8 protein-coding genes are annotated in these 12,215 nt (G+C 65.2%); 7 read left to right on the top strand and 1 reads right to left on the bottom strand.

Annotated elements, in window-relative coordinates; translation table 11 throughout:
- Positions 1-25: 25 nt before the first annotated feature.
- Genes cobN through E2L06_RS06345 form a run of 3 tightly spaced genes read left to right on the top strand, consistent with a single transcriptional unit; the run spans position 26 to position 5,446 of the window.
- Complete coding sequence (cobN, locus tag E2L06_RS06355) at positions 26-3,916, top strand: cobaltochelatase subunit CobN (RefSeq protein ID WP_138779697.1); 3,891 nt, start codon at positions 26-28, stop codon at positions 3,914-3,916.
- The gene (locus E2L06_RS06350; protein WP_138779695.1) at positions 3,909-4,658 is read left to right on the top strand and encodes a precorrin-8X methylmutase; all 750 of its coding nucleotides are present in this window, start codon (positions 3,909-3,911) and stop codon (positions 4,656-4,658) included. The genes cobN and E2L06_RS06350 overlap by 8 nt, the downstream gene beginning before the upstream one ends.
- Positions 4,655-5,446, top strand: coding sequence for a cobalt-precorrin-7 (C(5))-methyltransferase (locus tag E2L06_RS06345; protein WP_138779693.1), 792 nt, complete (start codon positions 4,655-4,657; stop codon positions 5,444-5,446). The genes E2L06_RS06350 and E2L06_RS06345 overlap by 4 nt, the downstream gene beginning before the upstream one ends.
- Positions 5,447-5,760: 314 nt before the next feature.
- Here the strand turns inward: E2L06_RS06345 and E2L06_RS06340 are convergent, their stop codons facing one another.
- The gene (locus E2L06_RS06340; protein WP_138779691.1) at positions 5,761-6,183 is read right to left on the bottom strand and encodes an SRPBCC family protein; all 423 of its coding nucleotides are present in this window, start codon (positions 6,181-6,183) and stop codon (positions 5,761-5,763) included.
- 151 nt (positions 6,184-6,334) lie between these two features.
- Here E2L06_RS06340 and E2L06_RS06335 point away from each other — a divergent pair, with 151 nt between their 5' ends.
- The 4 genes from E2L06_RS06335 (at position 6,335) to E2L06_RS06320 (ending at position 12,199) form a co-directional block, all read left to right on the top strand.
- Positions 6,335-7,246, top strand: a complete 912-nt coding sequence (locus tag E2L06_RS06335) for an ABC transporter ATP-binding protein (RefSeq protein WP_138779689.1) — start codon at positions 6,335-6,337, stop codon at positions 7,244-7,246.
- On the top strand, positions 7,243-9,075 hold the full coding sequence (locus E2L06_RS06330) for a PrsW family glutamic-type intramembrane protease (RefSeq protein ID WP_138779687.1): 1,833 nt from the start codon (positions 7,243-7,245) through the stop codon (positions 9,073-9,075). Before E2L06_RS06335 ends, E2L06_RS06330 begins: the two co-directional genes overlap by 4 nt.
- Positions 9,065-10,216: an ABC transporter permease gene (locus tag E2L06_RS06325; protein ID WP_138779685.1), complete on the top strand. Its 1,152-nt coding sequence runs from the start codon at positions 9,065-9,067 to the stop codon at positions 10,214-10,216. The genes E2L06_RS06330 and E2L06_RS06325 overlap by 11 nt, the downstream gene beginning before the upstream one ends.
- Positions 10,217-10,360: 144 nt before the next feature.
- A complete protein-coding gene (locus E2L06_RS06320) occupies positions 10,361-12,199 on the top strand; it encodes a formate/nitrite transporter family protein (protein ID WP_138779682.1) in 1,839 nt (612 codons plus the stop codon).
- Positions 12,200-12,215: the final 16 nt, after the last annotated feature.

The raw sequence follows: 12,215 nt of genomic DNA, 5'->3' as shown, positions 1-12,215 counted from the left end.
AATACAATAGAGGTTTAAAAGTACGATGACACGGATCGGGATCTATACTGCGACGGAAAACGAACTCGGCTCGATCGGACAGGCCGCCGAGCGCCTCGAGGGGATCGAGCTGGTCGTCCGCTCGGAGAGCGACCTCGACGAGGAAGCCGACGTCGAGGAGTTCGTCGAGGAATTGCGCGACGCCGCGGCAGCGATTTTCTGGCTGCATGGGGCCGAAGACAGCATGCCGGGCTACGATTACGCGACGGGCGCGCTCGAGGACGCGGGCGTCCCGCTGATCGTCAAGGCGACCGGTGACGCCTACGCCGTCGAGGACACGACGGTCGCGACTGAACACCGCGAACGTGCCTACGACTATCTCGAGAAGGGCGGCACGATCAACGTCGCGAACCTGTGTCGGTTCCTCGCCGCCGAATACGAGGGCCGAGACGTCGACTACGACGAGCCCGCCGAACTCTCGACGGAGGGCGTCTACCACCCCGATCATCCGGGGATCGAGTACGAGGAGCTGCTCGCGACCCACGACCCGGACAAGCCGACGGTCGCGGTCTGGTTCTACGAGTCCCACTGGACCCACGAGAACACCCGCTATGTCGACGCGCAGGTCCGCGCACTCGAGGAACAGGGGGCCAACGCACTGCCGATCTTCTGCAATCCGGCGACCGATACGGACGAACAGGAAGACGCCGAGTGGGTGACCGACAACTGGCTGCTAGACGACGCGGGTCAGCCGGTCGTCGACGCCGTGCTCTCCTCGTTTATGTTCTCCCTCTCGATGGACGAGCGCGGCCGCAGTGCCGATGACGAAGGCAGTTCTGCAGAGGACGTTTTCCTCGACCGGCTCGGGGTCCCCGTCCTGCAGACGGTCACCACGATGCGCTCGCGGTCGCGCTACGAATCCAGCGACACGGGCGTGATGGGCTTCGAACTCGCCCTTTCGGTCGCGCTGCCGGAGTTCGACGGAAACGTGATTACGCACCCGATTTCCGGCAAGGAGCGCACCGACGACGAGGCCGGCATCGGCTCCGCGCCGAAACACCACTTCCCGATCGACGACCGGATCGACCACGCCACGCGGCTGGCGGTCAACTGGGCACAGCTGCGACACACCCCTAACGAGGACAAGCAGGTCGCCGTCGTCCTCCACAACTACCCGCCGAGCGACGACGGGATCGGGACCGCGTTCGGCCTCGACTCGCCGGAGTCGACCGTGAATCTGCTTGAGGAACTCGATGCGCGAGGCTACGATCTCGGCGACGACATGCCCGAGGACGGCCAGACGCTCGTCGAGAACCTGACCGCCCAGCTCACGCTCGAGGATCGGTGGGTCGCACCGGAAGACGTCCGTGATCTCTCGGTCGACGTGGTTTCGCCGGACACCTACGCGGACTGGTTCAGCAACGCCGACGAGCGCTTCCAGGAGAACGTTATCGATGAGTGGGGCGAGGTCCCCGACCGCCCGTTCGCGATCCCCGGCGTCGAGTTCGGTAACGTCCTCGTCACCGTCCAGCCGCCACGCGGGTTCGGGATGGACCCCTCGAAGGTCTACCACGATTCGGACCTGCAGCCGCCACACGACTACTACGCGTTCTACGGCTGGCTCCGGAACACGTTCGAGGCCGATGGCGTCGTCCATCTGGGCACCCACGGCAGCCTCGAGTGGCTCCCCGGTAAGACGGTCGGCCTGAACGGCGCAAGTGCGCCGGATCAATTGATCGACGATATCCCGAATGTCTACCCCTACATCGTCAACAATCCCGGCGAGGGGACCCAGGCCAAACGGCGCTCGTACGCCGCGATCGTCGACTACCTCACGCCGGTCATGCGATCGGCAGGCACCTACGACGAACTCTCGGAACTCGAGGAACTGGCCAATCAGTACCGCGAGGCCGGGATGGAAGACGCCCGCGCCGACGACGGCGAGCACCTCGAGACGCTGATCCGCGAGAAAGTCGACGAACTCGATCTCGCAGTCGAGTTGGGCATTACGGGCACGATCGACGAGAAGGCCGATGTCCGTGGTCCTGACGAGGCCGGGTCGACGCTCGCGGAAGGCGACGTAGCGGGAGACGATATCGAAATCGACGAACTCGTCGAACGCGTCCACGAGTATCTCACCGACGTGAAGACGACTCAGATCCGGCTGGGACTCCACACGATGTCCGAGCCGCCGGAAGGCGAGCGCCTCGTGGAGTATCTCGTCGCACTCACCCGCCTTGAGAACCCCGGTTCGCCGAGCCTGCGCGAGAGCGTGGCCGGTGCGCTCGGTGTCGACTACGAGAAAATGCTCGACTCCCCCGGCGAGTACGACGATGCCCTCGGGATGACCTACGCCGAGGCCGCCGACATCGTCTACGAGACCAGCGTCGACCTGCTCGAGACACTGGCCGCACACGACTTCGACGTCCCTGTGTCCGAACTCGAGGGCGGGCCCGACGACGAGGTCAACATCAATCTCATGATCGTCGATCTCGAGACGATCGGCGACGCGAAGGCCAAACCGGGTGCACACGACGACTTGCGCGAGGTGCTGGCGTACGTCTGCGAGGAGGCCCAGCCGCGCGTGCAGGGTGCCGAAGACGAGATTCCCCGCACTGCGGACGCCCTCTCCGGCGAGTACGTGCCGCCGGGCGGCTCCGGTTCACCCACCCGCGGCGGTGTCGACCTGCTGCCCACGGCTCGAAACTTCTACACGCTCGACCCGCGGAAGGTGCCCGCGAAGGCTGCCTGGCAGGTCGGGAAGGAAGTAGCGGAAGGGGTCCTCGAGCGCCACCACGACGAGAACGACGAGTACCCCGAGGAGATCGGTGTCGTCGCGTGGGGAACCCCGACCGTGCGCACGCGCGGTGAGACGATCGCCCAGGTGCTCGCGATGATGGGCGTCGAACCACAGTGGACCGACGCCGGCCGGATCGATGACGTCGAGCCGATCCCGCTCGAGGACCTCGACCGGCCGCGGATCGACGTGACGACGCGCGTCTCCGGGCTGTTCCGCGACGCGTTCCCTGCGGCTGCGGGCGTCATCCACGATGCCGTGGATGCGGTCGTCGACCTCGACGAGCCCCACGAGATGAACTACGTGAAGAAACACGTCGAGGAAGAGCAGGCCGAACTCGAGGACGAGGAAGGCCTCGACGAGAAAGAGGCCCGCAAAGCGGCGAAACACCGCGTCTTCACGACCACGCCCGGCGGCTACGGTGCCGGGACGAACAAGGCCGTCGACGAGGGCAACTGGGACGACCGCTCGGACCTCGCTTCCGTCTACGTCCAGTGGGGCGGCTACGCGATGGGGTCGCGCGGCCGCGTCTCGGACGCCCACGACGCCTTCGAGCGCCGACTCTCGAGCGTCGACGCGACCGTCAAACTCGAGGACACGATGGAACAGGACGAGTTCGACTCCTCGGACTGGTACGCCTTCCACGGCGGCTTCATCTCCGCGGTCTCTGAGATCTCGGGCGAGGAACCGGCTTCCTACGTCGGTGACTCCTCTGACCCGGACAACGTCGACGTCTACACGAACGAGGAGAAGGTCCGCAAGGCAATGCGCTCGCGTGTGCTCAACCCCGACTGGCTCGAGTCCATGGAAGAGCACGGCTACAAGGGCGCGGGCGATCTCTCGACGACGGTCGACGTGACGCTGGGCTGGGATGCAACCACCGGTGTCGTCTCGGATACCCTCTGGGAGGAGGTCGCCGAGAAGTTCGCCTTCGACGAGGATCGCCAGGAGTGGATGCGCGACGTGAATCCGTGGGCGCTCGAGTCCATCACGGACACCTTGCTCGAGGCGATCGAGCGGGACCTCTGGGACGCCGACGATGAGACGATCGACCGGCTGCGCGATCTCAATCTCGAGGTCGAGGGCGATCTCGAGGCACAGACGACCAACGAGGCAGTGGGGGTGACCAACGATGACTGACGGCCAACAAGAGTTCGAGAAGGAGTACGCCGATCTGGGCGCAACGACACAGAACGCGATGGACATCGCGGAGACGAGTATGGACATCGTCCGGCAGTTCGTGCCAGACGAGACGCTCGCGGACCGGGTTCGACAGAAGTCAGTCCACTCGATGGGCGACATCGAGTTCCAGCATCTGATCGAGTTCACCGGCTGTGACGACCTCGGCGACGACGAGGACGCTCCCGTCCGTGCCGGGGCGCGCGCCGTGCTCGAGGAGGCGACCATCGTCACCGACATCACGATGTCGAAAGCCGGGATCACCGGCCGCGGCCACAACTGCGAGAAGCGCAAGGCGATCGGCAACGGCGCGGAGCTAGCAAAGGAAACAGGGATGACCCGAACCGCCGCGTCGGTGCTCGAACTCGACAAGCAGGGCGTCTACGACGGCGCGATCGCGACGATCGGCAACGCGCCGACGGCTGCGTTCGCGCTGGCTGACTGTATCGAGAACGGTACCCGACCCGCCGCCATCGTCGCGACGCCGGTCGGCTTCGTCAAGGCAGAGGAGAGCCGCCAGCGCATCCGCGAGGTCAGCGAGGAATACGACGTGCCGGCGATCACGAACGTCGGTCGCCGCGGCGGCAGCGGCCTCGCTGCGGCGCTGACGAACGAACTGATCCACGTCGCGAAAGACGTGCGAACGGACGACCTCGAGCTGGAGCACACGGCCGCCGAGCGACGATCGCTGGAGGACAAATGAGCGGCGAGTACGACCTCGATTCCGGGCCGGACCCGGCGACGTTCGCGGCCGCAACGGCGGAACCGGACATTGATGAAGAGACGGACGACCCGGTCTACGCCGTCGGCGTCGGCCCGGGGAATCAGGAGTATCTCACTCCACGGGGCGAACGCGCGATCCGCGAAGCGGACGTCGTCGTCGGCTTCACGACGGTCGTGGAGTTCGTCGAAGACCTGACCGACGCCGACCTGCTGACCTGTGGGTACAAAGACGAAGCCGAAGCACTCGAGGAATTCGGCGAGCGCGTCGCCGCCGGCGAGTCGGGCACTGCGGTCGCAATGGGCGATCCGAATCACTCAGGGTATCAGTTCGTCGGGAAGGTACAGGATGCAGTCGAATCCGAGGACCCCGAGATCCCGGTGCGCGTGATCCCGGGCATTTCGGCGATTCAGATGGCCGCCAGCCGCGCTCGGACTCCGATGGAGGACACCGAGTTCGTCACGCTGCACAAAAGCGGCGACCTCGAGTCCGACATGGAGCGCCTCGTCGCTGCCGTTACGGACGACGGGCGGCATCTGCTCACGTTGCCCCGGCCCTACGACCGGATGCCTGGCGACATCGCCGCCACCTTACTCGAGGCGGGTGCCGACCCCGACCTCGAGGCGCTGGTGCTCGAGAAACTGACCCACGACGAGGAGACGATCCATCGATTTACGCTCGGCGAGCTGTCGGAACACGCCGGCGGGAACGGCAAAGACGACACGCCGTTTTCCGATCTGGTCGTGCTTGCGGTTCGACAGCCGGTCTAATCGTCGCTGTCGGGGGCGGGCCACGCCACCACCGTTCTCCACGGTGGTCGATTAGTAAACGGGACGGACAGCCCACGACGATCGCAGCGCGACCTCACGTGACGGCGTTGCCGCCGATCAGATCGGTGTACCAGAGGTGTTTTATACTGGGGCAAAAGAAATGCGGGTAGACGGCACGGTTAGACAGTTACCTTTCAGCGCACGTGGTTTCCACGTGCGTTCACCTGCTGACCTACCCCGTCTTTCCAACAACTCACGAGCGGTTGCTATTGCGATCGTTCCAAGATACTGAGACACCAGTCAGAGACGCGTGTCTATTGCACAGCCACGACCTCATCCGCGAGCAGCGTCTCGAGGTTCTCGAGCGCCCGGAGGCTGACCGGCGTGTATCCTGCCTGATGGAGCGGCAGTTCGAATGCGACCCGGCAGCGCCCATCGCCGAGGTCGTCGACGCGGTGGCCGGCAGCCGGAATCCCGGTCACGCGCCAGGTCCACCGCCGTTCCGCACAGCCGGTAATCTCGAATGGCACCCAGACGCCGGGCAGTCTGACCCGTCCGGTCGTCCCTGCCCGAATCCGGCGATCCGTCGACTCGACGCCGTGTATCGTCGGCGACCAGTCGGGCCACGTCGTGGTGTCGATCAGCGCGTCCCAGGCGTCCCCTGTAGGGACTGCCATCACGTGCGAGACCTCGAGCCGACGGCCATCCGGCGTTTGCGTAGTCCGAACTCGAGTCATAGGGGCCACTACGTGGCCGGTCCCTATGTGGGTTGCTGCGATCAGCCAGCCGATCGCTGTCTGTGGCTCGAACCAGCGTTATATCTATTCGATACTGACTGTCACTAGTCGCTAGGTTTTACTGAGACGACTCCTTCGATCGGGCTACCCAATGGCAATACTCGACGTAACCGACCTCCGGAAGGAGTACGGCGGCTTCGTCGCCGTCGAGGGTAGCTCCTTTTCGATCGAGCGGGGCGAGGTCTTCGGCGTCGTCGGCCCGAACGGCGCGGGCAAGACGACGACATTGAAGATGCTGGCCGGGCTGATCGAGCCCACCGCCGGGACCGCCGTCGTCGCCGGCCACACCCCCGGCGAGCCCGCGATGGCCCGCCAGCTCGGCTTTTTGCCCGAGGAGTCGCCGCTGTACGAGGAGATGACGGCGATCGAGTACCTCGAGTTCTTCGCCGATCTCTACGACGTGCCCGCCGACGTGGCCAGCAAGCGGATTCACGACTCGCTGGATCGACTCGATCTCGAGCATCGCGATCGGCGGATCGGCAACATGTCGAAGGGCATGCAACGGAAAGTCGCGATCGCGCGGGCGCTGGTCAACGATCCCGACGTGTTGATCTTCGACGAGCCGGCGTCGGGGCTCGATCCGTTGACGACCAACTACATCATCGAGTTCACCCGCGAGTTGAGCGACGAGGGGAAGACGATCGTCTTCAGCGCGCACAACCTCTTTCACGTCGAGAGCATCTGCGACCGGATCGTCATCATGAACGACGGCCGGATCGTCGCCCGCGGCACGCTCGAGGAGATCAGGGAGGCCCACGGCGGCACCGAATACCACGTCACCGCGACGGTCGACGGCAGCGACGGCCTCGACGACGCTACGATCGAGGTCACGCGTGAGGATGGACAGGTTCGCCACGTCGTCGGCGATATGGCCGCCGTCGATGCCGTCCGCGAAACCGTCGAAGCGGCGGGCGGCCGCGTCACGGACATCCAGACGAAGACGCCGAGCCTCGAGGAGATCTTCCTCGAGGTGGCAAGCGACCCGGCGGAAGCCGAGCCGTGAGCGCGGGCCGGCTTCGCGGGTCTGTCGCGCGAACAGCCCGGATCGCCCGCTGGGAAATCGCCCGGAGCGTCGGCACCGTCGATCGGAAGACGACACTCGCCCTGATCGTGATCGCCGTCGCGGTCGGCACCGCCGGTGTCTCGGTCGCCGACGACGGGGTCGGCCTCGAGCGCGAGATCTACGTCGTCGGTGTCGACGAGGGCAGCGAGTATCACGACGTCGCCGTCGAGAGCGAACAGTTTCGCGCGATACCGCTCGAAAACGTCGAGATCGAAAGCGAAACCGAGGCGAACGTCGACGTCGTGGTGTTGCGAGACGGGCGAATCGGCTACGCCGGGACGAACGGCGAGGCCGCCTCCGACGCGTTTCGCGAGGCAATCACGGAGTACAACGCGAAGCTAATGGAGGCAGAAGCCGACGAGACGGCCGCGTATCCGGTCCTCGTCTCGCTCGAGTATCAGGACCGTGACCGCGGGACGGCATCCGGGTCCGGAACCAGCGCTGGCACCGAGAGCGGAGGCGGTGACGAGGGTACGACGGGCGATGGCGACGGCGGCAGCAGTCTAGACGGGAGCAGCGGCGCGTCCGAACCGCACGAACCCACTGGCGACGATGGTGGCGGTGGAACCGACCGGCTACAGGTTCCCAGCGTCGGCGGTGGCTCGACGGCAGCGACGACGTCGACGACGCCCGGATCGCTCGCGCCGCCGTTCCCGTTCGAGTCGCTCGTGCTCGCATTCCTGTTTATCGTGCCGATGAACTTCGTTATCCAGGCCTACGGGAGTACGATCATGGACGAGCGAGTCAACCGTCGAGGCGAACTGTTGCTCGTCTCGCCGGCCTCGCGCTACGAGATCGTCGCCGGCAAGACCTTCCCCTATCTGCTCGGCCTCGTCGGCGTCATCGTCGCCATCGCGACCGTGATCGACGGCGGACCGGTGGCCGTCGCGGCGTCGCTGCCCATCGCGTTGCTCTTTCTGGCGGCGACGTTCGTCGGCGCGATGCTGGCACGGTCGTTCAAGGAACTGACGTTCGTGACGGTCACGATCAGCGTTTTTCTGACGACGTATACGTTCGTGCCGGCGATCTTCACCGATGTCAACGCCGTCGCGTTGATCTCGCCACTGACGCTGGTCGTGATGGTCCTCCAGGGGACTTCGGTCGGGTTCGGCGAGTACCTGTTTTCAACCAGCCCGTTCTATCTCGGCGCGGCAGTCTGTTTTCTGCTCGGGATCGGCGTCTACCGCGAGGAGGACATGTTCGCCCAGAAGCCGATTCCGACGAAAGTCATCGACGCGATCGCGAGCCGGATCCATGGCCGGCGGAGCATCTCCGTGCTGTCGATTCTGTTCATCCCGTTCGTCTTCGCGAGCCAGCTACTTGCGGTCGCCTTACTGTTCGTCGTTCCCCAGTCAGTTGCCGTACCACTGATCATCGTCGTCGCGGCGACGGTCGAGGAACTCGCGAAAAGCGTCCACGTCTACGCCGGCTTCGTCCGCTCTCGGTTCGAGCCAACGGTACGGACCGGCGCGGTCCTCGGCGTGCTCTCCGGTGCCGGCTTCTTTGTCGGCGAGAAACTCACCCACGTCGTCCAGTTCGTCGGCCTTCCCGAGCTGCCGGTCGGCACGGCAGCTTTTGGCCCGGCCGTCTCGAGCAATCCGCTCGTACTCGCCGTTATCTTCCTCGCGCCGCTCGCGTTACACGTCGTGACGGCCGTAATTTCGGCACTCGGAGCGAGTCGCGGCCGATTCGGCTACGTCGGCGGACTGGCCGTCGCAACCATCGTTCACGTGACCTACAACGCGGGGGTGATCGCCCTTGTCGCGTAAGCCCGACGCCGACGACACGCACGATGCGACCCCTCGCGGGCTGAACCCGCCGGCACGGCCGGACGGCGGGTCCGAGACGCCCTCGAGCTGGCGGTCCCGCTGGGCCATCGCTCGCCGAGAACTGCGATCGCTGCGCTCGGAGAAAACGATCCTGTTGGCGATCGCGATCCAGCTGTTCATCGCGACGTTTTCTTCGTTTTTAGTCGTCGGACTCGTCTCGCTGTCCGATCCGGGCGCGGCCGACGACTATCAGAGCGAGGTCGCCGTTACCGGTTCGGATACCGACACGTTGCTCGCGGTCGCAAGCGAGCGGGACGGTATCACCGCTCGGGAGTACGACCGCGAGGCCGCCTACGAGGCCTTCGACGCGGGAACAGTGTCTGCCGTCCTCGACGCGAACAGGACCGAGAACGGCCAGCTCAGCGTCCGGGTCACCGCCCCCGAAGAGGGGCTTCGGACGACCCTGCTCGTCGTCCAGTTGCGGGAGACGCTCGATAACGTCGAACGCGTCGAGCGCCAGCGAAACGCCGCGGCCGGTCGACTCGAGCGGGCACCGCTTCCGGTGCCGAACGAGATCGGGGCGAGTCCGTACGTCGGCTTTACCTACACCGTTTTGCTGCCGCTGTTGTGCTTCCTGCCGGTGTTTATCAGCGGCTCGATCGCCGTCGACTCGTTGATCGAAGAGCGCCAGCGGGGTACCTTCGAGTTGCTCCGGGTTGCACCCCCCTCGCTTGCGACTGTCCTCGATGCGAAGCTGCTGGCGATGGCGGGGCTAGCTCCGCTGCAGGTGGTCGTCTGGCTTGGCTTACTGGCGATCAATGGAACTGCGATCGCTGGGCCAGTGGCACTGGTCGCACTGGTGGCTGCGCTGTCGGCCCTCGTCGTGACCGGCGGGATCGCGATCGCGCTGTGGGCTCCCGACAGACGACAGGCACAGCTACTGTACTCGGCGGCCACGGTCGGCGTGCTGGTTATCGCAACGGGCTTGCCCGAACACCCTGCGAACACGGTCGCGAAGTTCGCGATCGGGAACCCGACACAGACGACGTGGTGGCTGCTGGCCGGCTACGGCCTGCTCGCCGTCGTCGCCGTCCTCGCGCTTCGGGTCGGTGTCGGTCGCCTCGAGCCCGACGCGCTGTAACCCGTCGACCGACGGCGTGCTGTCAACTCACAGTTAACCGCACTGTGCTGTCGGCTCGATCACTGGCCAGTACCGTCCTGTTCGATAACGTGTCACGATAGCAGATGCTAAACGCTTAGTTCCTCTAGAGGCGCGTACCTGATAATGAGTGCTCCCGATTCGACCGATCAGCCGCAACCAGACCGCGATCCTCCCGAACAGGAACAGGTTAGAGAGGCAGTCGAGCGCTCACGGAGTGGCGCTCCAGCGGTCGGTGCGGTCGTCCGCGATCGCTTCTCCTCCGACGAGATCTTCCAGCGGATCGTCGCCGCGGCCGACGAGGAGATTACCTCCGGAAGCCGCGAACTGTTCTTCAGCGGTCTCGCCGCCGGTTTCGCGATCACTATCACCTTTCTGTTGTACGCGTCACTGACGGCGTCGACCGACGGGCATCCAATCTTGAGCAAACTGCTGTATCCGCTCGGCTTCATCTACATCATCATCGGTGGCTATCAGCTCTACACCGAAAACACGGTGCCGCCGGTCGCGCTGACCTTGGAGCGGCTGGCCAGTATCCCCGCCCTGTTGCGCCACTGGACGATCGTCCTCGCAGGCAACTTCACGGGCGGTGCCCTCGGTGCGGTCGCGCTGTCGTGGGGTGGGGTCTTCGACGAGCCAGCAGCCACCGCAGCGATGGAACTCGCTGAAAAGGGCGTCGCAACGCCGTGGTGGTCGCTGTTCTCCAAGGCGGCGTTTGCGGGCCTGATCGTCGCCGGCGTCGTCTGGATCGTTTACGCGTCACAGGACACCATCTCGCGGCTCGTCGTCGTCTACATGGCGTTTCTCGCGATCCCGCTCGGAAACCTGTTTCACGTCGTCGTCTCCTTTACCGAGATGGTCTACATCGTCTTGGCCGGTGAGCTCGCCTTGCTGGTTGGCATCACCGAGTTCGTCCTGCCGGTCTTGCTCGGCAACACCATCGGCGGCATCGTGCTGGTCACCGTCGTCAACTACTTCCAGACCAGCGAACGACGGCTTGAATCGGCCCGTTTCGAGGGCTCCGACCGACAGCTCTCGATCCGGGAGTGGCTGTTCGGGAACTACGCGGGCCGGTCGTACGTGCCGTTGATCGACACCGCCGAAACCCACGGGACCGGCAACGGTGACTACCGCGTGCTCGTCCCGATCGCGAACCCGCGAACCGAGTCGACGATCGTCGACCTCGCCTGTACCCTGGCCAGTGGCCACGAGAACGCGACGGTTCACGCCGTCCACATCGTCCAGATGCCGGGTCGCGCCTCGATGCGCTACGGGGCCGGACAGACCAACCGGATCGTCTCCGAGTCCGAACAGCGGATGGAAACCGTCCGGCAGCGAGCGCGATCCTACGATGTCGACTACGAGACGTCGACCGTCGTCTCCCACCGCTCGTTCGAGGACGTCTTCCAGACGGCGGAACGCGAGCGCGCGGACCTCGTAGTCCTCGGCTGGGGTGACGATCGACCGTGGGGCAAAGGACGTGCCGAAGGTCGGATCAACGAACTGACCAGCAACCTCCCCTGTGACTTCCTTATCCTCAAGGACCGGGATCTGGATACCTCGCGTATCCTCCTCTCGACCGCTGGCGGGCCGGACTCGGATCTGAGTGCCGAGGTCGCGCGGACGCTTCGCGACCACGCCAACGCGGAGATCACGCTCCAGCACGTCGTGGCCAGCCCGGACGACCGCGAGCGTGGCGAACAGTTCCTTACCGAGTGGGCCACGGAACGCGATCTCGAGGACGCCGAGATCGTCGTCGACTCCGGTGACGTCGAACGAGCGATCTGTCGGCAGGCCGCGGATCACTCGCTCGTCCTCATCGGCGCGACCGAGGAAGGGGTGATCTCGCGGCTGATGAGCGACTCGCTGCACATGGACGTCGTCAACGAGGTCGACAGCTCGGTGTTGCTCGCCGAGCGACCGAGCGATCGCACCGTTCTCCAGCGACTGTTCGGTCACTGGTAGCGCGGTCACACGTCTC

Origin of the sequence: Haloterrigena sp. H1 (genome assembly GCF_005938085.1) — an archaeon.
Lineage (GTDB): Archaea > Halobacteriota > Halobacteria > Halobacteriales > Natrialbaceae > Natrinema.
Note: the sequence above shows the minus strand (reverse complement) of the source record. Positions and strands in the feature narration are given on the sequence as shown.

Excerpts from the sequence above, each read along its gene's own strand:
- cobN (WP_138779697.1), top strand. The coding sequence starts at position 26 with ATGACACGGATCGGGATCTATACTGCGACGGAAAACGAACTCGGCTCG.
- E2L06_RS06350 (WP_138779695.1), top strand. The coding sequence starts at position 3,909 with ATGACTGACGGCCAACAAGAGTTCGAGAAGGAGTACGCCGATCTGGGC.
- E2L06_RS06345 (WP_138779693.1), top strand. The coding sequence starts at position 4,655 with ATGAGCGGCGAGTACGACCTCGATTCCGGGCCGGACCCGGCGACGTTC.
- E2L06_RS06340 (WP_138779691.1), bottom strand. The coding sequence starts at position 6,183 with ATGACTCGAGTTCGGACTACGCAAACGCCGGATGGCCGTCGGCTCGAG.
- E2L06_RS06335 (WP_138779689.1), top strand. The coding sequence starts at position 6,335 with ATGGCAATACTCGACGTAACCGACCTCCGGAAGGAGTACGGCGGCTTC.
- E2L06_RS06320 (WP_138779682.1), top strand. The coding sequence starts at position 10,361 with ATGAGTGCTCCCGATTCGACCGATCAGCCGCAACCAGACCGCGATCCT.